Here is a 20,842-nt window from a genome sequence, read left to right as displayed (position 1 = left end):
ATTGTCCTGCATTTAGTTACAATGTATTTTTTTGAGAGAATCTATAGATAGCTTTTATAGTTTTTTTTACCCCTCTGTAAATCAAATAGTTATTAGTGCTGTACTGAGTTTTATGAAAAACGATGTAAGCTTTAAATAATTTCTTTAATTATTTAAAGCTTAACTTACTTGTTATATTGATATTTTTTTAGGGGACACACCATACTGTTGTTTAAAAGCAGATGAGAATTTTGCTAAAGATTTGTAACCTATTATTCTTGAAACTTCTGTTATTGTAAGCTTTTCATTTAATAATAATTGCTTGGCTTTTTCAAGTTTAAATTCAATATAAAATTTATGAACTGGCTTCCCAAAAACTTTCTTAAAATCTCTTTTAAACTTTGATGAAGAATAACCATATCTGAGTGATAATTCTTCAATTGATGGTATTTCTAATAAATTATTAATTACATCATCTTTAATGTGTAATAATATATTTAAATCATCTTTGTGAATATTAAGATTCTTGGGTTGATCTCTTTTTATTAATCTTTCTGCAAAAACAGCAAGGCACTCTATACCTCTTGAAATAATAATTCTTTTACGGTAAACGTCTGTATCACTATCGGATAATTCAAAAATATCTTTTAGAAATAAAAAGACTTCCATAGGGATAAGGTCACCTATTAACCATGTAGTATTATCGTTTTCTAATAAATCAAAAAGGGGTAATAAAATAGTGAAATTTCTTTCTATTACTTCTTTTGATATACGAATAGTAAACCATTTATAATTAGTTTCTCCTTTATTTTCAAGTACATAAGATTTTGTGTTAGCATATAAAAACATGCCTGAATTTATTCCTATTGTATTTTTTTCAATATTGTCAAATATGTTGCCTTTATAATCAAATCGCATTATTAAAGAAGGAGTATCAGGGTTGCCAATAGTAATAATTTGGTTATCTTCTTTAAACTTAAAATCATTGATATAAAATGACAATCCATCCATAAACTCATAATGATATAAGTTTAATTTTATAGATTTCGTTGCCACCTTCAACGATTCTCCATCTCGTTGTCCACCAAATACCTCATGGAATTGAGTGAGGATACTTTTTTCAGATGCTTCATAAAAAGAAAATATATTTTCGACCTTCATATGAATGAAATTAATAGATTTAATTAGAAAGAAGAAACACACCTTTTGATATGAGTGTGTTTCTTATAATAGTTTTATTTTTTTATTTGATTAATGTCGTTGACTAATTGTTGAATTTGTTTTGCAGAACTTTGTTTTCTGAAAAGGTTGTAATCAATCTCACTAGCAGATAATGAGCTACCTGTTTGAAAAGGATATTCTGGAACGGTATTGATAAAGTCGCCAATAACTTGTTGTAAGGGCACAAATAACCACATTTGTTCACCTGCAAACTTCATATAGGCACCAGACTCTTGTGCTCTTTCGTAAGGATCAGCTCTTAAATTAAAGATATAAGGAATCTGTGCAGGAGTTGTATATGGACCATTAAATAAATCGTTTGGTCCTTGCCATATATTAAAATGAGCTTTAAAATCACCATAACGTATTGCATTTAACTGTCCGTCCATTCCGAAGTAGATATACTCATTACGTGGACCTTTTTTTACTTTCCCTTCAAAATAGGGTTTAAAATTATATCCATCTAAATGTACTCTCCATTTTTTGCCATTAGCCGTATAACCTGTTTTCATCTTCTCTACAAGGTTTTCTTCACCTGCAGCAGCCACTAGTGTTGGCATTAAATCATTGCCTGCAATAATATCATTATATATTGTTCCTGGCTTAATAGTTCCTGGCCATTTTAATAACATTGGTGCTCTATGGCCTCCTTCCCAGTTTGTACCTTTAGCCCCTTTAAATGGAGTACAACCACCATCAGGCCATGTCCACGTTTCAGCACCGTTATCAGTAGAATACATTACAATAGTATTGTCTTCAATACCAAGTTCTTCTAACTTATCTAATAATTTCCCCACATGTTCATCGTGTTCTACCATACCATCAGCATAAACACCAACACCAGTTCTACCTTCAGTTTCTTCTTTTAGATGTGTCCAAACATGCATTCTAGTTGCATTGTGCCATATAAAGAATGGTTTTCCCTCTTTATGTGCTTTTTCCATAAAATTTAAAGAAACATCTAGAATTTCATCATCAACTGTTTCCATCCTTTTCTTAGTCAAAGGACCTGTATCAGAAACACGACCATCAGCATAGGAGTGAATTACACCTCTAGGACCATACTTTTTCTTAAACTCAGGGTCTTTAGGGTAATAATAACCTTCAGGTTCCTCCTCTGCATTTAAATGATATAAATTCCCGTAAAACTCATCAAAACCATGGTTTGTAGGTAAGTGGTTGTCTTGATCTCCCAAATGGTTTTTACCAAATTGACCAGATGTATACCCCTTATCTTTTAATATATCTGCAATAGTTGGCGCCCAATCAGGAATTCCATGTTCAGAACCAGGCATTCCTATAGTCAGTAAACCCGTCCTAAAAGGATGTTGCCCCGTAATAAATGCCGCTCTACCAGCAGTACAAGTTTGTTCAGCATAATAATCGGTAAACATTGCACCACCATTACCAATTCTATCAATATTTGGAGTCTGATAGCCCATCATTCCATGGTTGTATTTACTGATGTTATGCACACCAATATCGTCTCCCCAAATGACAAGGATATTTGGTTTTTCTGTGGCTTTTTTCTTCTGAGCCATCAGTAAAAAAGGCATTAAAAATATTACTGATAATAGTGTGATTTTCTTCATAACGTATCTATTTAAATTAACTATTCACGCTAGTTTGATAAAACTTTTTGTGAGTAACATTTAAATAAACGCGTGTAGATTAAGACCTTATTTTACTAAAAAAGTAATTTTTTTTACTAAAAAGATCAATTTGATGAAAACGTTCAGTTTTTTAATTAACCTAAAGGTTCGTGATTACTTATACCATAAGAGACTGCAGAATAGAGCTGATTCAATCAATACTTCTATATTCAAGTATAAGAATAGCTTCTCTGTCAATAAAATGATGTGTTGCTATAGTATAGAAACAATAAATCGTGTATTCTATTTTCTTAATAATTGAGCACCAGCATTTTACATTCACTAAATAAAACAAAAAGTATATTAACTAATGCATTAGATCCTGTTGATGATGCTGACGATATAGCTGATTTAGAACATAAAAATGCAAAACTACAGTTGCAAATTAAAGACAAACAAGAAGCCATAGAAACCACGAGTGCTTCTAGGTTAAAAACTATTTACGACAGTATTAAAGCGGAGGTTTTAAAAGTACAGGAAGCAGAAATCTTAGAGGTTTTAAAAGAAGCGTTTTCTTTTGGAGACAATCAAGGTTGGTCTGTAAATGATTACGGTTTAAAAACAGTTTAAATTTATTACACACATTGAAAGTTATGGAAAATAGGTCGAAAGGCCTGTTTTTTTTGAAATACTTTTTTTAACGCTAATGATCATGAAAAACTTAACCTACCACCAAAGAATACAATTAGAAGTAGCCCATGCTGCTAAAATAAGCGTAAAAGGAATTGCCCATTTATTAGAAGTAGCAACTTCTACTGTTTACAGAGAACTAAGAAGAAACAGTAAGCCAGAAGGAGGGTACGAAGTGGCGTATGCCCAAAAATTATCCATCGCTCGTAAAAAGTTAGCAAGTAGTACAAAGAAGAGAAGTTTTGTATTTCATTATAAAAGAAAGAAGTACGTTTTGTATACAGATCGTTGTAAAATACGTTGGTACAGCGATGCCCACAGAGCCGATTACATTTTTTCTCCTTTTTATAAAATGAGACGCATGGGACCAAGAAAAGTATACAATAAATACTATGGTTTTATAGTCTATCATTTTATGGACAATAAACCGTTGTATGAATTCTTATATACCCATTTGCAATTGAAACGAAAAGTGAGAAATGCACAACTGTTTTTATTTTATTTACCCCACCCACCATAAACCTAAGTATGAATTGATAACAACTCATACAGGAAGGAGAACATTCGCTACTCGTCTTTTATTAAAAGGTGTTCCTACCAAAACGGTAATGAAATTTACAGGTCATAAAGATGAAAGAAGTTTTGCGAAGTATGTCAATATTCCAAAGGAAAAAGAAATGGATCTAGTAAGAATGGCATTAAGTGATTAGTTGTATTAGAGTAATATGAACTGCTTAATAGATCGAAAAAAAGTGTAGAATATGTAGACTTTGTAGAGTATTGTTCTTCTCTAGATTAAGAGATATCAATTTATTTTAAGAATAATAGGTATTAAAATCAGTATGTAAAGGTTTCTTGATTTTCTTTACATAGTAGATTAGGTATGTAAAGATTTCTTGATTTTCTTTACATAGAATGTTTAATTTGAGATGATTTTTCGAGAAATATGTGGGAGTTAGAACATTTGCCTTATAAAGAATTAGAGCTTGAATCTAAAAAAGTATTAAAAGCATTACCAAGAGCTCATTTTGCTTTGGCTGAATTGAAAGGTGTTGCTTCCTCAATACCCAATCAAGAAATTCTGATAAATACATTAGCATTACAAGAGGCCAAGGATAGTTCTGAGATTGAAAATATTATCACTACTCATGATGATTTGTATAAATCGTCACTTGATTTAGAAAACCTTTCCTCTTTAGGAGCAAAAGAAGTTCAAAATTATATTTCAGCCTTAAAGAAAGGGTATTATAAAGTTCAAAATGAAGATCTACTAACCAACAAGTCTATTTTAGCTATCCAAGAAGAGTTGGAAAAAAACAATGCTGGTTTTCGAAGTGTTTCAGGTACTTCATTGAAGAATGCAAAAACAGGTGAAGTAATTTATACACCTCCACAGAATAAATATGAAATTGAAGATCTAATGTCAAATTTGGAGAAATATATTAATATCCCTGAATTAGAAGATTTAGATCCTATAATAAAAATGGCTTTAATTCATTTTCAGTTTGAGAGTATTCACTCATTTTATGATGGGAATGGTAGAACGGGAAGAATTATTAATATTCTGTATTTAATTTTAGCAGGATTACAGGATTTACCAATTTTGTATTTAAGTAATTACATCATTAAAAATAAACAAGAGTATTATCAATTACTTCAAGGGATTAGAGATGAAGGTGCATGGGAGCAATGGTTGCTATTTATGATAAAAGGGGTTGAGGAGACATCTAGAGATACAATAGCATTGATTCATGAGATGAAAGAATTGATGATGCGTTTCAAATATCAATTAAGAGAAAATTATAAATTCTATAGTCAGGATTTATTAAATAATCTGTTTAAGCACCCGTATACTAAGATAGATTTCTTAATGGAAGAATTATCAATATCTAGAGTGACTGCATCTAATTATCTTAACAGACTTGCAACCGATGGTCTCTTGAGTAAACAAAAAATGGGTAACCAGGTCTTTTTTATTAATTATAGCCTGTTTAAATTATTGACTGCTAGATGAGTTGCATAATTTGATGGTGTAGAATATGTGGAATTTGTAGATTATTTATTTTATGTAATTTTGTTAGAGGCTAATCAAGCACAAAAAAGATTTTTTATAAAACTATAGGAAGGTAGATTTAGAAAGGTAAAGGATCAATATCTTTATCTTCACTTTTTTGATTAAAATATCTATCTTCTTCTTTTATATTGTTATTGACAAGGAATTGCCAAAGTGTAAAACCCTCTATTTCCATATATGAAAGACCACTATCATCTTCTTCTATGTTTCCATCAACCAAATTAGAGGTAAAAGAAAGTCAGTTAATGTCTGAAGATCTTATCAATAGTATTGGAGATGAGAAAGAAATAAGAATTACTACTAAGATTTTTAGTAATATGGATGCATCAGCAAAGAAAAATACAGTTGCTTTACTTTTACAGAAGAGATATAATCTTAGTCAACTTACGGTTTTGAAGAGTATGAATAAGGTACAAATAAAAGCAACATTACCTTCAGGAGAAACAATAGGCTATGCATTAATAGGAAATGAATATAATATATCAAATGATTTAGTATCGTTGAAAAACAATCTATTTAACCAAGAAAAAGGAAGAGAGGAAACTCTAAAAGAAATTCAGTTAGTTTTCATGGATACTACTCAAGATTTAAAAATAATTGAAGGGGTAAATTATATGGATCTTGAAAAGATGTTAGATGAAATAGAGATTTTTGAAGGAGATATATTTCGTCTTTTGTAAAATTCAAGTAGAGTATCTAAAACTCTACAAACTCTACATATTCTACACCACAAACAAAAAAAGAGGTAAACTGAGTATCCATAGATATCCAAGTTTACTTCTTTTTTTATATTCCAACTAAAAGATGTTATCCCCAATGTTATCCCCATAAAACAGAAAAACCCTCCTTACTATACCGTAAAGAGGGTTTTTTGTGGAGTCGGAGGGAGTCGAACCCTCGTCCAGAGAAGGACAAAGACAAGCCTTCTACATGCTTAGTTTTACTTAAATTTTCGAGAAAAGCCAAGGCGAAAACAACCTCAAACTTTACCTTATCTGCTTTAGCTTCGCTATCAACCCACAGCAGGTATCAAGCTAGATCGATGATTTCGGCACCGTCAAATCTCCGCCCAAAGATCAAGGCAAAGGACGATGTAGCTCGGAAACGCCGTTAGGTCAGTTCCATTTAAGCCCATATGTCTACAACCCTAAGGGAGACTAGGCAGCCATAGCAAACGAATTGTTGCCAACTAGATTTTGGAATTATCTTTCAAGGCTCTCATCCCACGAGCCTGCATGCTTACACTAGCAAAATCTCAACCTGTCAAAACCAGTCGACCCCAAGTAAACTGGCCGCTCTCTTTTAAGCGGACTACAAATGTAGAGAAATTGTATGGCTTAGTGAAATATTTCTATTAAAATTATCCATTTATTTCTTTTGTTGTTGAACATGAGTGGTTTAGATATATTTAATAGTCTGTACGTAGTTATATAATGTATTACTTTGTATTTGTTTAGGGAATATATAAATTGACTCGACTATAAATTTATCTTCAATTATATATTATGTACAAACTAACTGGTAGTGCTATCTTGATGTGTTTCATGTCTATTTTTTGCAATGCTCAACAAAAAATTGGATTTGCCTTTGATGCAGGAGGAACACCTATTCATGGGTATTATGATCCCATGTCTTTTACTCCAAGTGTGAGTATTTCAAAAAGTTTAGAGAGTAATATTCCCGGAATTCTCTATGGTAATAATGCTATTGTAAAGCATCGTTTGGTGAAATTTGAAAACGCCAAATTATCTGTAAAAACAAAAGAAGGATATTTTACTAGTATTCCTACTGATACATATAAAGGTGTGAAAATAGGATTAGATTCTTTTTTTGTTGCTCAAAATATACATTTCAGAGGGAGAACTCGTGATAGAAAAACGTATGTGCAATTTATTGCTGAGTTTGATAGTACCGTTTTTGCAAAAATATATAATATGAACTTCAATGGTTCAGTATTACACCAAACTTATATTGCAAAAAGGTACGATGAGGATCTTTGGGAAGAATTAAACCCTACTAAAAAATCTTTAGAGCCAATGATTCAGAAGTTTTTTTCTAAATATTCAAATGTGATTACAAGTAGTGGTGAACTTGATACAAAAGGGGTAAACTACTTCTCTTTTCTGGTGGGAGAGTATGAGGATAATTATAAAATGAACGATAAAAACCTTGGGGGTCTAATCAACTTAGCTTACGTAACAAGTAGGCTAGGAAATAATGAAAAAGTTTATTTTGATAAGTTTTATAGAAAAACAACTAACCCTGCTGAATATCAATATTATTCTTTGATAACTTCAATCAATGAGAATAATTATGTAGAAGAGTATTTCACTTTAGAGCATCAAAAAGTATATTCTGTGGGCTTAAGTAGCAAAGTAAATGGAGAAAAAGAAGGGACGACTACACTATTTGTGGATGGAAAGAAAGTAATGAATAATGTATATGAAGAAGGGGAAGCTAAAAGTGGTGAAGTGTATGTGGGAGATTCTTTATTTTATTCATTTAACTATGTAGAAAGACAATTAACAGCTTATGATGAAAAAATTGTTTGTGAGTATGATTTTTCTAAAAAACAGATCTTACATCTAGATAAAACAGTTGAAGACCCTTATGATGGAAATACAAAGAATATTGTGGTGAAGAGTAGGTTGATTACTCAAAGTACATTCAAGAAAGGTGATATAGAGTATTCCTATCTGGTAGATGTTCTTACCCCTGTTAAAACAAAGAAAATAAATAAGCTTTTTGATAAACATTTTGAGGATGATTTTTTTATCAATAATGCTGTTTATCAACCATTGTTAGTGAAAATGTTTACAGATGATAAGGGGGAAATAATCAATTATGAGTTCCTTAATGCAGTAAATGAAAACTTTGATGAAGAAGTAGATACGTTCATTAAAGCCTATATTTTAAATGGAGGAGAAAAGGGGAAGTTTAAGTTTAAATTAAAGAACAAATTAATAGAAAAACCTTCTGTATTTGTAATGCCATTTCAACTTAATATAAAAGGACAGTATTGGTTTTTTGGAAATAATAATAGTTTTATGATGCAGCAAAACTTGATGCATCAACAACACATGCAAATGATGCATCAACAAAATATGAATCATATTCATTCAATGGCACCTACATTTTAAAATTGTCAAGAGCATAAAAAAGGTCACTCTGAATATTCAGAGTGACCTAATGTTAATTGTTACTTTTGCTTTAAGTAGAGGAAAGTTATTTTTTAATCAACTCAATTCCTTTAGCGTTGGAGTAAACTCCTTTGAAAGAAATCCATTGGTCTACTGTATTAAACTGATTTGTAGAACCAGCATCTCCACGTTGTCTTTCTACAGCTTCTTGGTAATTTGTAGCGTTAGAAGACATCTCGTTATTAGGGTAATCAAATCTTCTTGAACGAACAAAAGAAGTGCTACCAGGAGAATGGAAAGGAATATTTTTTACACCAATTGGCGTTGGTACTGGTTTTCCTTCTGCAACGGCATCTCTAGGGTCTGTAGTATATACAGGTATGTCGATTGTTTCGTACTCGTTTTTATCTAAAACAGGTGTTACAAAAGAAGGTAAGTGCGTTCTGTTCCAAAGTGTAAATGTATTTACACCATGACCAATTTGTGAAACCCATGCTTGGTAAATGATATTGTCTAATTTATTTGCAGAAGACGTGAATGCCGCTAACTCATTTGTAATGTATTCTTCTTTTGCTGCTTCATAGTTATAACCAGCTCCTTCATCAGTTGTTTTGTAAGCAGCAATTGCTCCTTGTACATAATCTTGACCAGGGAAGAAAGTAGGGTATTTTGCAAAAGCATCTCTCATTCCTGCTTCAAAATATTGAGAAGAATTACCTCCAATTAAGCCTTTCTCAATAGCTTCAGCAATTAAGAAATTTACTTCGTCAGAACTCATGATAATAGTCGGAGACAAAGGATTCATTATTGTCATGTTATTTAAAGAGGCCAATGTGAATTTATCACCAGCTTCTGTAAATGGTCTTTCACTTGGTATTGCTACAGGTGCTCCGTTTATCATTCTACCAAAGTAGTCTGCATTAATAATTTGTGCGCTTTCAATATCGTTATCTTCAGCAATGGCAAATAATGCAATTTGTCCGTCCTGATCACCCATTCTTGTTCCTCTCAAAGAAACAGGTTTTACAGATTCACCCCAGCCTTCAGCCATTTCAAATGGATTATAATCTGCTGTAGGAATAATCATTGAACTTGGAGACGATGTATAATCGTGTACACCAGTTACATAGAATAAACGAGGATCTTTTCTTGATTGCATAGATTTAAGCGATGTTTCACTCATATATCCATACGCAAAGCCACCTACTTGAGAAGTCATTGCAGCACCACAACCGTTCATGTGTTGTCCCCAAGCACCACCGTTTAATGAGTGTTCTAATTTTGCCGTTTCAGCAACGTTAGAAATGTATCCGGCAGAGTGATTAAATGCTTCAGCAAATACTTCTTTTGCACGTTGAGGGTTACCTTCCGACATGTATAAAGCGACTTTCATTAACATAGAATTCGCTAATCTTTGCCATGCTCCAGCAACACCTCTGTAATAGAAATCATCCGTAAATGTCTCCCCATTTGTTACCCATTCACGACCATTTTTCAGATCTGTAATCATTGCTTCAAGAGCTACCTCTTGAGCATCGTATTTAGGGTATAAAATGTGTTCAACATATCCTTTACCAGCTTCTGTGTAAGGTACGTCACCGTACATAGAAACTACCTTCATCATATCAATAACCTTTGTAATTTCTACTTGGCCAAGTTGTGCACTAGAAGCAGGGAGCTTTGATTCTAGATCCGTTACGTTTTTTAGAACTTCTTTATAAATGTTGTTCCAAGCCCAATCTTTGTACGATGTACTGAACGATTCTCCAGCAGCATAAAGGTTACCTGTTGCTTGAGACATTGGCCCCGTCATGATAATTTGTGTTCTCCAAGATTCACCTCCATCTGTATAAGGTTTATTTTGGATGTGAGTGAATTGATACTTCGGATCCATTTCGTCTGCTGACCAAGGATCTTTGTTCATTTCCTCAAATTTATCTGTACAAGAAAACATACTTGCAGCTAAAACTGCTCCGATAATAAATTTGTTTGCTTTCATATTTATCTATTTTTTTTAGGCCATTTGATGAAAGACGTAATTTGCTTACATCAAATGGCTGGATAATCTCTTTTAATTAAAATTTAGCGTTAAGCTTTAAACCAAATGTTCTTGGTAGAGGGTAAGAACCCACTTCCATACCTTGTGCATTTCCGTAAGAGAAACTAGCGGCAGGGTCAATGTTTTCTGTACTTTTCCATAAGTAACCTAAGTTAGAAGCCACAAACGAAAGTTGAAGGTTTTGCATTTTTGCTTTAGAAACCATCGTTTTAGGGAAAGTGTACCCGATAGAAATTTCACTAATTCTAATATAAGAAGCATCATATACATGCTCTTCGTCTACACCAGCGGTTGCTTGGTAGTAGTTTTGTAAATCTTGGTCGTTTGTAAACCCATTAAAAGGCTCGCCATTTTCATAAACTAAATTACCAGGGTTGTAAACGCCTGTTTCGTGCATTGTATTTCTACCATCTGCAGTGTCTTGATGTTTACCGTTGGAGTACATATTAGCATTTGTAGAAGAGTAGATGTCTCCACCAAACTTGGCATCGATAACCATTCCAAACGTAATGTTTTTGTACTGGAATTGGTTTACCCAACCTACCATGAAAGGTTGTACACCATTACCAATTTGTTGGTAACCATCTTCTACCTGAGGAATACCATCTTCGTTTACAATAATATTTCCATTGCTATCTCTTTTGTAAGCAGAACCCATAATTGTACCGTAAGACTGACCAGGAGCAGCCACAATATTTACAGGACCTTCACCTACTAGATACTGATCTACACCTTCTGATAAAGAAACCACTTCGTTGTAGTTATACGCAAAGTTTACTTGTGTGTGCCAGTTTAAATCTTTCTTTCTAAGAATGTCATAACCTAAAGATATTTCTACACCTTTGTTAATGATTTCACCTGCATTAATAATCGCATCTTCATATCCAGACGATTCAGGAATCCTTACTTTCATGATTTGATCTACAGAACTAGAGTTGTAGTAGGCCATATCAAGGTTTAATTTATCATCAAACATTCTTAAGTTCATACCGATCTCGTAAGATGTTTGCATAGATGGTTTTAAAGCACTGTTGTTAATTGTGTTACCGTAGATGTTACCCGTTTGTAATCCATCTTGAGATTGACCATCAATTTGATAGTATTGTTGTAACATATAAGGGTCTGTATCCGAACCAACTTTCGCCCAAGAAGCTCTCATTTTACCAAATGTCAACCATTCTGGTGTGTCCCAATCCATATCAGAAAATACCCAAGAACCACTAATAGAAGGATAGAAGTAAGAGTTGTTATCTAAAGGAAGTGTAGAAGACCAATCGTTACGACCAGAAACATCTAAGAACAAATACCCATCGTAACCAATAGAAGCAGTTGCATATACAGAACCAATTGCTTTTTGATAAGTATCGTAAGTTGCAAATCTGTCAGAACCAGACATTGGATTTTGTTGTAAAGGATCTGAGAAGTTAGAAGAACCTGTGTCTGTATACTTTCTTTCAATGTGCATGTAAGAAGCACCGAAGTTACCGACAACATCCCATTTTCCGAAACGGTTAGAGTAGGTAAGTAAACCATCAAAGTTATCTTCTCTATCTAATTGTGTTCTTTCGTAAGCTCTACCAGACTCATACCAAGGTGTATAAAGAGGGTCTAAAACTTCTGCTCTCCAAGAAGTATAATCTGTACCTGCTCTACCTTGTAATTTTAAATGGTCTGTGAAATCATACGTTAAAGAAGCCATCCCCATAAATCTATCTTTCGAATCTTCGAAACTAGTTTCATACATTGTCCAATACGGGTTTTCATTTATAGTGTTATAGCCAACAGGTCTTCCGTCTTCATCTTTGTAATCTTTCATCCAATTTACATCGTACGTATTAGGAATCGAGTTCATGTAACCCATATAGTTGTTTACACTATTACCCATAGAAGGTCTGTTTAAAGCATCTTCTTTAATGTAGTTCATTCTAGCATCAAGGTGTAACTTGTCTGATAAATCAGAAGTTCCTCTTAATGTAAAAGTGTTTCTTTCATAACTTTGGTTGTCAACATTACCGTTGTTAGACATGTTCGAATAAGAGAAACGTACCGAACTTTCATCAGTTACTTTAGTTAAAGAAACGTTGGTAGTGGCTGTGTAAGAAGGTTTGAAGAATTCATCATAATTATCATAGAATTGAACTGTTCTTTCTTTTCCATCATAATATGCGTCAGTTGTCATACCTGGTGTTACTTTTGGTCCCCACATGCCGTAATCTCTTTGAGGATCAGAAGCAAAATTACCGTTGGTACCGTGTGCATACGTTTCTTGATTGTCAGGAGTGATACCTAAAGTACTTACCGTAGATGTGTGAGAGAAATCAACCCCTAAACCTTTTTGACCACCTTTACCACTTTTTGTAGTAATCATGATTACACCATTAATACCTCTAGAACCATAAATTGCCGTAGCAGCAGGTCCTTTTAGTACCGACATACTTTCAATGTCTTCTGCATTTACACCAGACATACCGTCACCAGTATCCACACCGCCATTGTCTGCATCGTTTGCATTGGCAATGTTACTGTTGTTCATAGGGATACCGTCAATTACATATAACGGTTGGTTAGAACCGTCTAACATTGCATTACCACGAATAACAACATTGGAAGAGGAACCAGGAGAACCACCCACTTGATTAATTTGTACACCGGCAACTTTACCACTTAGGTTATTCATTACGTTAGAAGAACCCGTTACAGCGCCTAAATCGTCGCCACTTACTTCTTGTACGGCATAACCCAATGATCTTTCATCACGTTCAACACCCAATCCAACTACAACAAGCTCTTGCATTTCAGTTGCGTCAGAAGCAAGTTTGATTTCAATTGAGCTACGGTTGTTTACGTTAATTTCTAAAGTTTCGTAACCAATGTAAGAAATTTGCAATTCAGCAGTAGGAGATGCTGCTAGTTTGAATTTACCATCAAAATCGGTAATTGTTCCAAGTGTTGTTCCTTTAATTTTTACAGAGGCACCAATAAGAGGTTCGTCTGTCATAGAGTCTTTTATAACTCCGTTAATAGTTTGTTCTTGTGCATAGACTGTGCACGTTGTTGATAGTACAATAAGTATACTAACAATAGCTCGTAAGAATTTATACATATGATAGGTAGTATTAAAAATTTATGTTCGCTTTATTGTTTGCTCTAAAACATTATTAAGTGTTTTTCTGACGTAAATGTATTCAAAGAATTAATCACGAAACAATAACTGTTGCGTTTTTGGGTGTTAACGTGAGTGAATAACAGCATAAACATGCATTTATGTGGTTTTAGGTGCGTATTTACGCATGTTTTAGGTATGTGTTAAAAAAATAAAACATTGTTACAAACTGTGAAATAAAGTCCGATAACATTAATAACTACTTAAAAACAGCTTTTTAAGTAAGTTTTATTTAAGTCAATTTTAGAAAAGTGTTTTTTACCTTGATTAGTATGTTTTAAACCGTTGTTTTTGCCTGTTTATGCTTGTTTATTAAAATTAAGTAATGATTTTAACATGAATTATGTTATAATAGGTCAAATATGTTTAAAAAAATCATTTTACTTGCGCGTTTTTGTGCGTGTAGTTACTATTGTAATGTAAACAAGACACTTAAAAAGAGCTTGTGATATTGTCAATGATCTAACAAAATAATATATGAAATGAAATTACTGTTTATTTTTCAAATGAGTTACTAATTATAGATACTACAACAACTCATTTTATTGCTTTAAGTTAAATTTTAGGAAACCAATTAAATCCTAACCTAACATTTTTATTAGGCCAGAAGCGCCTTTACGTACTTTATAATTACTACACTAATCTATACTAAATCATGAATAAACTTTTCTTGATGTTGACAAGTATGTTAATACTTTCAGCAGGGTATCTACACGCCCAAGAAAGAACAATTACGGGTAACATTATTGATGCATCCGATCAGTCACCATTACCAGGTGTAAATGTTGTTATTAAAGGAACGACAAATGGCGCGGTAACCGACTTTGATGGTAATTTTTCAATTATAGTTAATCCAGGCCAAGATGTTCTTACCTTTTCGTTTATAGGTTATAAAACTACTGATATGAATATCGCGAATAGCGACAACATAAAGGTAAAATTAGAAACAGATGCCGAAGAACTTGAAGAAGTTGTTGTAACGGCATTGGGTATTAAAAGAGAAGAAAGATCTTTGGGATATGCGGTTTCTGAGGTGAAATCAGAAGATTTAGGAGAAAATTCATCTGCCAATCTAATGAACTCATTAAATGGTAAAGTTGCAGGTGTGCAAATCACGCCAGTTTCAGGTCCAGCTTCTTCTTCTAACGTAGTAATACGTGGTAATGCAGTTTTAGCAGGTAGTAACCAACCGTTATATGTTGTAGATGGAGTACCAATGAGTAACTCAAACTTTGATAATGCATCTGATGCAGACAATGGTGGTATTGATACAGGTGATGGACTTTCATCAATTAATCCAGACGATATTGAAGGAATGTCGGTACTTAAAGGTCCGGCAGCAACAGCATTGTACGGTACACGTGCTATTAACGGCGTTATTTTAATTACAACTAAATCAGGATCAGATAGAAAAGGTTTAGGTATAGATTTTTCTACAGGTGTAAATATTGATGTTGTGGGTATTACACCAACAATGCAAAATCAATATGCACACGGTACAATGGGAGCTTTCCCTACAGATCCAACTTCTACAGATGGAAATAGAATGTGGGGTCCGAAAATTACTCCAGGTATGCGAACAGACGCTTATTATGATGGTGTAGAAAGAACGGTACAACATTATGATCTTTATGATCAGTTTTACCGTAATGGAGTAACATTTAATAATAGTGTTTCTTTAACGGGTGGTAATGAGACATCTAACGTAAGGTTCTCTTACTCTAATATGTCGAATACAGGTAATGTAGAAAACTCAACATTTGATAGACATACATTTAACGTTAGAGGAAGCACAAAATTGATGAACGAGAAATTAACGTTAGATTCAAGAGTTACCTATACACATACTGAAGCAAGTAACAGAATGTCTATGGGTAGTTCTATTTACAACTACCAACGTGCATTAATGGGTATTCCAAATACTGTAAGCATGGATTGGTTGAAAAATTATAAAGATGCGAATGGTAGACCAATAGGGTATAACGATAAAAATGAAAACCCGTATTGGACAATGAATGAGGTATCTAATAAGGATAGACAAGATAGAATGTTAGGTATGTTAAGCTTAAATTATGAGTTTAGTGAGAGCTTAAATCTTATTGTTAGAGGTGGTACAGATGTTACTTCTTTTAGACAGAATACATTAGATCCGTTATATACTCCTTACTACGAAGAAGGACGTGCTTATGAACGTACAAACTTACAAACAGAAAACAACATGGATTTCTTATTACAATACAGTAAGAAGTTCGGTAATTTTGATATTAATGCAACAGCAGGTGGATCGTACATGTATCAATTACATGATATGACAGATGCAGGTTCTTCTAGATTTACATCTCCAGATCAGCAACACCCTGCAGCAGGTTCAGATCGCTTTTTGTCGTTAAGTAGATATGAAAGAGCAATTAGTTCTGTATATGCTACGGCATCTGTTGGTTATAAAGGCTTTCTATTCTTAGATGTATCTGGTCGTAACGACTGGTCATCAACTTTGCCAATGGGTAATAATTCTTACTTCTACCCATCTATTAGTGGTTCTTGGGTATTCTCTGATATGGATTGGAATACTCCAGAATGGTTATCATTTGGTAAGTTAAGAGCATCTTGGGCGCAAGTAGGTTCGGATACAGACCCTTACAGCCTTTATATACAATACAATGTTGATGGTAACCAAGGTGGATACCCTGGTATGGGATGGAATATGGGTGGCATAGAAGGCTCTACAATTCCTAACTACAATTTACAGCCATCTATGTCTAGTTCTTACGAATTTGGTTTAGACTTAAGATTATTTGATAATAAAATCGGGTTTGATATTGCTTACTACAAACAAAGTGCTACAAATCAGATTCTTGGAGTAGATGTATCGCATGGTTCTGGTTATAGCCAAGCATTAATTAATGCGGGTGAAATTCAAAACCAAGGTGTAGAGATGATGATCAATTTCTCTCCTGTTCAAACAGATAATTTCCGTTGGGATATGATGGTAACTGCTGCTTATAACCAAAACGAAGTAGTTTCTTTAACAGAAGGTGTGGAATCTTACTTATTGATGCCAACATCGGGTTCTGTATCTGTTCAGGCAATTCCTGGAGAGTCTTATGGTGTAATTATGGGTAAGACTTACGAAAGAGATGGAGCAGGAAATGTTGTGGTAGATGAAAATGGTTTGCCATTAGTATCAGATGACGTGAGTGAGATTGGTAATTCTATTCAACCTTGGATGGGTGGATGGAGAAACACATTCTCTTACAAGAACATCTCTTTATCGGTATTAATTGATGGTAAATTTGGAGGTGATATCTACTCTCAGACAAATGCATCAATGTACAATAATGGTAAACATGAAGAAACACTTGTGGGTAGAGATGACTATTATAATGGTGGAAGTTGGAACCCTGGTAATTTAGTAACAACTGACGGTACTCCTTATACGGGATCTGTTGATCCTGAGCAATATTATAGAAGAGTATCTCAGATAGATGAACAATTTGTATATGATGCTTCATTTATTAAACTAAGAGAAGTATCTATTTCTTACAGGTTACCCGCAAAATCGTTAGATAAAACGCCATTTAGAAACCTTTCTGTAACTGCTTACGGTAATAATTTAGGGTACTTATGGAGAAGTGCAGATAACATCGATCCAGAAGCGTCATTTACGAGTGGCAACGGTCAGGGTATTGAGATGTTTAACATGCCTTTACCTAGAACTTTCGGTTTTAAATTAAACGCTAACTTCTAATCTAGACAACAATGAAAAAATTATTAAAATATACAGCATTAGCAGGATCGATCTTACTCGCTTCGGCTTGTACGAGAGGTTTTGAAGAAATGAACGATAACGATTATACAAGTGGAGATATGGATCCAAAGTATCAGTTTACGTTTATACAAGCTAAATTATTTTCTAGCGGACACGAAGGGTATAGAGGTAACTTGATTATGGCTGGCCCAATGTCTGGAATTTCTATGAACCCACAATACACAACAGGTGCAGGTTTTAATAGAAGTGATGCTTATACTGAAGCTACTTTTAGCTTAATATACAACGATATTGCTAAAAATATCGATGATATTCAAGTGAGAGTTAGTAAGGATATGGAAGTGAACGGTACAGAAAATAATGCCAAGTTAGGGCAAATTGCTATTACCAAAGTAGTCAACTACCTAAGAGCAACCATGATGTATGGAGATGTTCCTTATTCTCAGGCAGGGAAAGGGTATTCTCAGGGGATACTTTACCCAGAATATGACAATCAAGAATTTATTTTTGAGCAAATGGTTTCTGAGCTCAAAGTAGCAAGAGATCAGATCAATGATGGCTCAACGTATAATGAAGATTTTTACTACAATGGAGATGCAGCAAGCTGGGCAAAGTTAGCGAACTCGTTGCTTATGAAAATCGGTATTTTTATGTCGAGTGCTGATCCAAATAAAGGTAAAGAGATCTTTAACGAAGCATATTCAAATTCAGCTGGGTATATCAGTACTTTAGCAGAATCTGCAGTTTTAGGTCATAATGAATCTGGTGGACCTTGGGGACAAACAGTAAATGGTTCTGGTGCTGCCAACGAAGGTAGAGTAGGTGGTGTTTCTTACCATTTCTTCTCAGATATTTCTTTAAAATCTATGCAAGAAAGAAAGGATCCGCGTTTATTTTGGGTGGCTTCACATATAGATAATACTGGTTCTTCTACTGCAGCATTTACAGATGTATCTGCGTATACCAACTATGATCCGTTTGCTTATGACGATTCTAATGGGACAGAATTTAAGAGAATTCATTACAGAGGTGCTAGTTCTGGAGATAGACCAGACGGTAATAGAGGTGTGTATACAAAAGACGATCAAGTAATGTATTCTGCATTTACTATACAATCGAGAGATGATAATGGAAATTATATCAACAATATGGGATATTCTTTCCAAGATGGTGGGCAATATGCACAGTTAGTGGCAGTAAATCCTAATACAATTTTAAACGCAACGTCGCCTTCAATGATAATGGGTTCTGATGAAGTTCATTTTATGATTGCAGAGGCAGCAGAAAGAGGTTGGATTGGAGCAAGTTCTGTAGATCATTATAGAATGGGAGTAGAGCAAGCCATTAAAAAATATCCTCAATTTTACGCAGGTCAAGATTATGTGACAGCTTTTGTTAACCTCTATAAAGAACAAACAGAGCCAGGTTATTTATGGGATGTAGCGGTAGAGGAATACATCACACAAGAGGTGAATGCTTATTCTAGCTCAGCAAATAAATTAGAAGATATAATTTATCAGCACTGGTTGTCTCAAATTGGTAATGGTTATAATGCCTTTGCCATTTGGAATAGAACGCACTTGCCATCAATTGTACCTGCAAATATGAATGGTGAGAATAAAAATATTACCCTACCTGTGTACGATAAAGACCCTATTACAGATGAGACAGCAACACCAACAGGAACAGTTTCTGTAGAATTACATACAGGCGGTATTACAAATGGTATAAGACCTTCTCGTTTCCCTTATCCAAACAGAGAATTTACTGTAAATCCAACGAATGTGAGTAAGGCAGTTTCTAATCAAGAAGGTGGTAATCCTTCATCAGATTTTATTTCTGCTTACCAATGGATGAGCTTTAGATAATAATAGATTTCTTTTAAATGAAAGAAGGTTACTCTTGAGTAGAAGAGTAGCCTTTTTTTGTGGTGAAAATATTAATAATTAATTGATTGTCAGAAAATAAGAAAACGTAGTATTAATCTGTAAATTATAAACAATTCAAGCGTTTTTTTTGTAAAATGATTAAAACCTAGAATTAATTATTATCATGAAATTACTATCATATCTTTTAGTTGCTTGTACTGCTTTCTTATTATCGTGTGAGACTTATTCAGATCCTTCAATATTAGAACTTAAGAATACCAATATTATAAGTAGTTCTAATTGGAGTATTTCTAATGTCACTTACACTACTAACTTTGACCCAACTACTAGAGATATCTCATCTAGTATGAGTTATGGGCCCGGAGAGGTAGCTGTAGAATATCTAGTTTCTGCGCAATTGAATGGTATTGTAAATTGGGAAACAAACCAAGCCTTGGATAAAGGACATATTTACAGATATTTTAGTGTAGATGAATACCAATTATTTACAGAAGGACTTCACGAATCGGAGTGGGGGTATAGAGAATCTAATGTTCAAAATACAAGCAGTAAAAATTATCAATTGGCCGTTTTTGTAGTTGACAATATCAGATTTAGAGTCCGCATTTATGATGATGAGCCCGATAGATTATTTTGCTACTACGATAGAAGTGAAAGAGCTGAGGGTGTAACTTATAAATTTCATTTAGAATTTTGGATGGATAAAGTGCAGTAAATAAAGAACGGTAGGTTTATTTTCTAATGTACCTTAATTCTATAATACCTGATTTATATTGCTTACTCGAAATTAAATCAAAAGTTGTTTTAGTGCCAATAGGCTGAAAAAGAGGAATACCAGTGCCTAAAACTACGGGTATAATAAATAAGCGGAGTTCATCAATAAGTCTATGATCTTCTAAAAGTGCATTCACTTTTCCTCCACCTACAAGCCAAATATTTTGCTCATTTTCTTCTTCTTTTAAAACTTTAATTTGTTCAATTATATCTTCATGCAAAAAAGTAACATGTGCATCATTATCACTTTCGCTAGATTTAGTAATCACAAAATTACGCTTGCCAGCATATGGGAATTCTACATCTAGACTTTGAATTTTCTGATAGGTCGAGTTCCCCATAATTGTGGTATCAATACTATCAAAAAAATCTTGATAACCATATTGTTCTTTTTCGGGGTTTGTAAAATCATCTAGCCATTCTATACCACCTTTAGAATCAGCTATTTTCCCGTCAATACTTGTAGCAATGTAACAGATTATTTTTCTCATG

The 20,842-nt window shown here is 33.7% G+C and carries 15 protein-coding genes and 1 other RNA gene; 9 read left to right on the top strand and 7 right to left on the bottom strand.

Annotated features, from left to right (window positions below):
• Nucleotides 1–171 precede the first annotated feature (171 nt).
• Together KM029_RS04920 and KM029_RS04915 are read right to left on the bottom strand one after the other, a co-directional pair.
• Nucleotides 172–1,140 (bottom strand): helix-turn-helix domain-containing protein, encoded by a 969-nt coding sequence (locus tag KM029_RS04920; RefSeq protein WP_144075652.1) that lies wholly within the window; start codon nt 1,138–1,140, stop codon nt 172–174.
• Nucleotides 1,141–1,214: 74 nt separating this feature from the next.
• A complete protein-coding gene (locus KM029_RS04915; RefSeq protein WP_144075651.1) occupies nt 1,215–2,792 on the bottom strand; it encodes an arylsulfatase in 1,578 nt (525 codons plus the stop codon).
• A 318-nt stretch (nt 2,793–3,110) separates the two neighbouring features.
• On the opposite strand from KM029_RS04915, the gene KM029_RS04910 reads away from it, so the two are divergent.
• From KM029_RS04910 to KM029_RS04895, 4 genes are all read left to right on the top strand, one after another.
• Nucleotides 3,111–3,422, top strand: coding sequence for a hypothetical protein (locus tag KM029_RS04910; RefSeq protein WP_144075650.1), 312 nt, complete (start codon nt 3,111–3,113; stop codon nt 3,420–3,422).
• Nucleotides 3,423–3,504: 82 nt separating this feature from the next.
• Complete coding sequence (locus tag KM029_RS04905) at nt 3,505–4,002, top strand: helix-turn-helix domain-containing protein (protein ID WP_144075649.1); 498 nt, start codon at nt 3,505–3,507, stop codon at nt 4,000–4,002.
• A gap of 13 nt (nt 4,003–4,015) precedes the next feature.
• Nucleotides 4,016–4,192 carry a tyrosine-type recombinase/integrase gene (locus KM029_RS04900; protein WP_158631162.1) on the top strand — a complete coding sequence of 59 codons (177 nt, stop codon included), beginning with the start codon at nt 4,016–4,018 and terminating at the stop codon, nt 4,190–4,192.
• 236 nt (nt 4,193–4,428) lie between these two features.
• Complete coding sequence (locus KM029_RS04895) at nt 4,429–5,496, top strand: Fic family protein (RefSeq protein ID WP_144075647.1); 1,068 nt, start codon at nt 4,429–4,431, stop codon at nt 5,494–5,496.
• Between the two features lie 118 nt (nt 5,497–5,614).
• Here the strand turns inward: KM029_RS04895 and KM029_RS04890 are convergent, their stop codons facing one another.
• Nucleotides 5,615–5,776, bottom strand: coding sequence for a hypothetical protein (locus tag KM029_RS04890; protein ID WP_158631161.1), 162 nt, complete (start codon nt 5,774–5,776; stop codon nt 5,615–5,617).
• Between KM029_RS04890 and KM029_RS04885 the strand changes: the two genes are divergently transcribed.
• On the top strand, nt 5,760–6,236 hold the full coding sequence (locus tag KM029_RS04885; protein ID WP_144075646.1) for a hypothetical protein: 477 nt from the start codon (nt 5,760–5,762) through the stop codon (nt 6,234–6,236). The genes KM029_RS04890 and KM029_RS04885 overlap by 17 nt on opposite strands.
• Nucleotides 6,237–6,427: 191 nt before the next feature.
• On the opposite strand, the gene ssrA is transcribed toward KM029_RS04885, so the two are convergent.
• Nucleotides 6,428–6,837: a transfer-messenger RNA gene (ssrA, locus tag KM029_RS04880) on the bottom strand.
• A 224-nt stretch (nt 6,838–7,061) separates the two neighbouring features.
• On the opposite strand from ssrA, the gene KM029_RS04875 reads away from it, so the two are divergent.
• Nucleotides 7,062–8,696 carry a hypothetical protein gene (locus tag KM029_RS04875; RefSeq protein WP_144075645.1) on the top strand — a complete coding sequence of 545 codons (1,635 nt, stop codon included), beginning with the start codon at nt 7,062–7,064 and terminating at the stop codon, nt 8,694–8,696.
• 85 nt (nt 8,697–8,781) lie between these two features.
• On the opposite strand, the gene KM029_RS04870 is transcribed toward KM029_RS04875, so the two are convergent.
• Together KM029_RS04870 and KM029_RS04865 are read right to left on the bottom strand one after the other, a co-directional pair.
• Nucleotides 8,782–10,695 carry a SusD/RagB family nutrient-binding outer membrane lipoprotein gene (locus KM029_RS04870; RefSeq protein WP_144075644.1) on the bottom strand — a complete coding sequence of 638 codons (1,914 nt, stop codon included), beginning with the start codon at nt 10,693–10,695 and terminating at the stop codon, nt 8,782–8,784.
• 76 nt (nt 10,696–10,771) lie between these two features.
• Nucleotides 10,772–13,858 carry a SusC/RagA family TonB-linked outer membrane protein gene (locus KM029_RS04865; protein ID WP_144075643.1) on the bottom strand — a complete coding sequence of 1,029 codons (3,087 nt, stop codon included), beginning with the start codon at nt 13,856–13,858 and terminating at the stop codon, nt 10,772–10,774.
• Nucleotides 13,859–14,573: 715 nt separating this feature from the next.
• Between KM029_RS04865 and KM029_RS04860 the strand changes: the two genes are divergently transcribed.
• From KM029_RS04860 to KM029_RS04850, 3 genes are all read left to right on the top strand, one after another.
• Nucleotides 14,574–17,666: a SusC/RagA family TonB-linked outer membrane protein gene (locus KM029_RS04860; protein WP_144075642.1), complete on the top strand. Its 3,093-nt coding sequence runs from the start codon at nt 14,574–14,576 to the stop codon at nt 17,664–17,666.
• Between the two features lie 11 nt (nt 17,667–17,677).
• The gene (locus tag KM029_RS04855; protein WP_144075641.1) at nt 17,678–19,555 is read left to right on the top strand and encodes a SusD/RagB family nutrient-binding outer membrane lipoprotein; all 1,878 of its coding nucleotides are present in this window, start codon (nt 17,678–17,680) and stop codon (nt 19,553–19,555) included.
• A gap of 184 nt (nt 19,556–19,739) precedes the next feature.
• Nucleotides 19,740–20,291, top strand: coding sequence for a hypothetical protein (locus tag KM029_RS04850; protein ID WP_144075640.1), 552 nt, complete (start codon nt 19,740–19,742; stop codon nt 20,289–20,291).
• A gap of 16 nt (nt 20,292–20,307) precedes the next feature.
• On the opposite strand, the gene KM029_RS04845 is transcribed toward KM029_RS04850, so the two are convergent.
• Nucleotides 20,308–20,841, bottom strand: coding sequence for a dihydrofolate reductase family protein (locus tag KM029_RS04845; RefSeq protein ID WP_144075639.1), 534 nt, complete (start codon nt 20,839–20,841; stop codon nt 20,308–20,310).
• Nucleotide 20,842 lies beyond the last annotated feature (1 nt).

Origin of the sequence: Flammeovirga kamogawensis, assembly GCF_018736065.1 — a bacterium.
GTDB classification, from domain to species: Bacteria; Bacteroidota; Bacteroidia; order Cytophagales; family Flammeovirgaceae; genus Flammeovirga; species Flammeovirga kamogawensis.
Note: the sequence above shows the minus strand (reverse complement) of the source record. Positions and strands in the feature narration are given on the sequence as shown.

Coding starts and splice junctions, on each gene's coding strand:
- KM029_RS04920 (WP_144075652.1), bottom strand. CDS start 1,140: ATGAAGGTCGAAAATATATTTTCTTTTTATGAAGCATCTGAAAAAAGT.
- KM029_RS04915 (WP_144075651.1), bottom strand. CDS start 2,792: ATGAAGAAAATCACACTATTATCAGTAATATTTTTAATGCCTTTTTTA.
- KM029_RS04905 (WP_144075649.1), top strand. CDS start 3,505: ATGAAAAACTTAACCTACCACCAAAGAATACAATTAGAAGTAGCCCAT.
- KM029_RS04895 (WP_144075647.1), top strand. CDS start 4,429: ATGTGGGAGTTAGAACATTTGCCTTATAAAGAATTAGAGCTTGAATCT.
- KM029_RS04885 (WP_144075646.1), top strand. CDS start 5,760: ATGTTTCCATCAACCAAATTAGAGGTAAAAGAAAGTCAGTTAATGTCT.
- KM029_RS04875 (WP_144075645.1), top strand. CDS start 7,062: ATGTACAAACTAACTGGTAGTGCTATCTTGATGTGTTTCATGTCTATT.
- KM029_RS04870 (WP_144075644.1), bottom strand. CDS start 10,695: ATGAAAGCAAACAAATTTATTATCGGAGCAGTTTTAGCTGCAAGTATG.
- KM029_RS04865 (WP_144075643.1), bottom strand. CDS start 13,858: ATGTATAAATTCTTACGAGCTATTGTTAGTATACTTATTGTACTATCA.
- KM029_RS04860 (WP_144075642.1), top strand. CDS start 14,574: ATGAATAAACTTTTCTTGATGTTGACAAGTATGTTAATACTTTCAGCA.
- KM029_RS04855 (WP_144075641.1), top strand. CDS start 17,678: ATGAAAAAATTATTAAAATATACAGCATTAGCAGGATCGATCTTACTC.
- KM029_RS04850 (WP_144075640.1), top strand. CDS start 19,740: ATGAAATTACTATCATATCTTTTAGTTGCTTGTACTGCTTTCTTATTA.
- KM029_RS04845 (WP_144075639.1), bottom strand. CDS start 20,841: ATGAGAAAAATAATCTGTTACATTGCTACAAGTATTGACGGGAAAATA.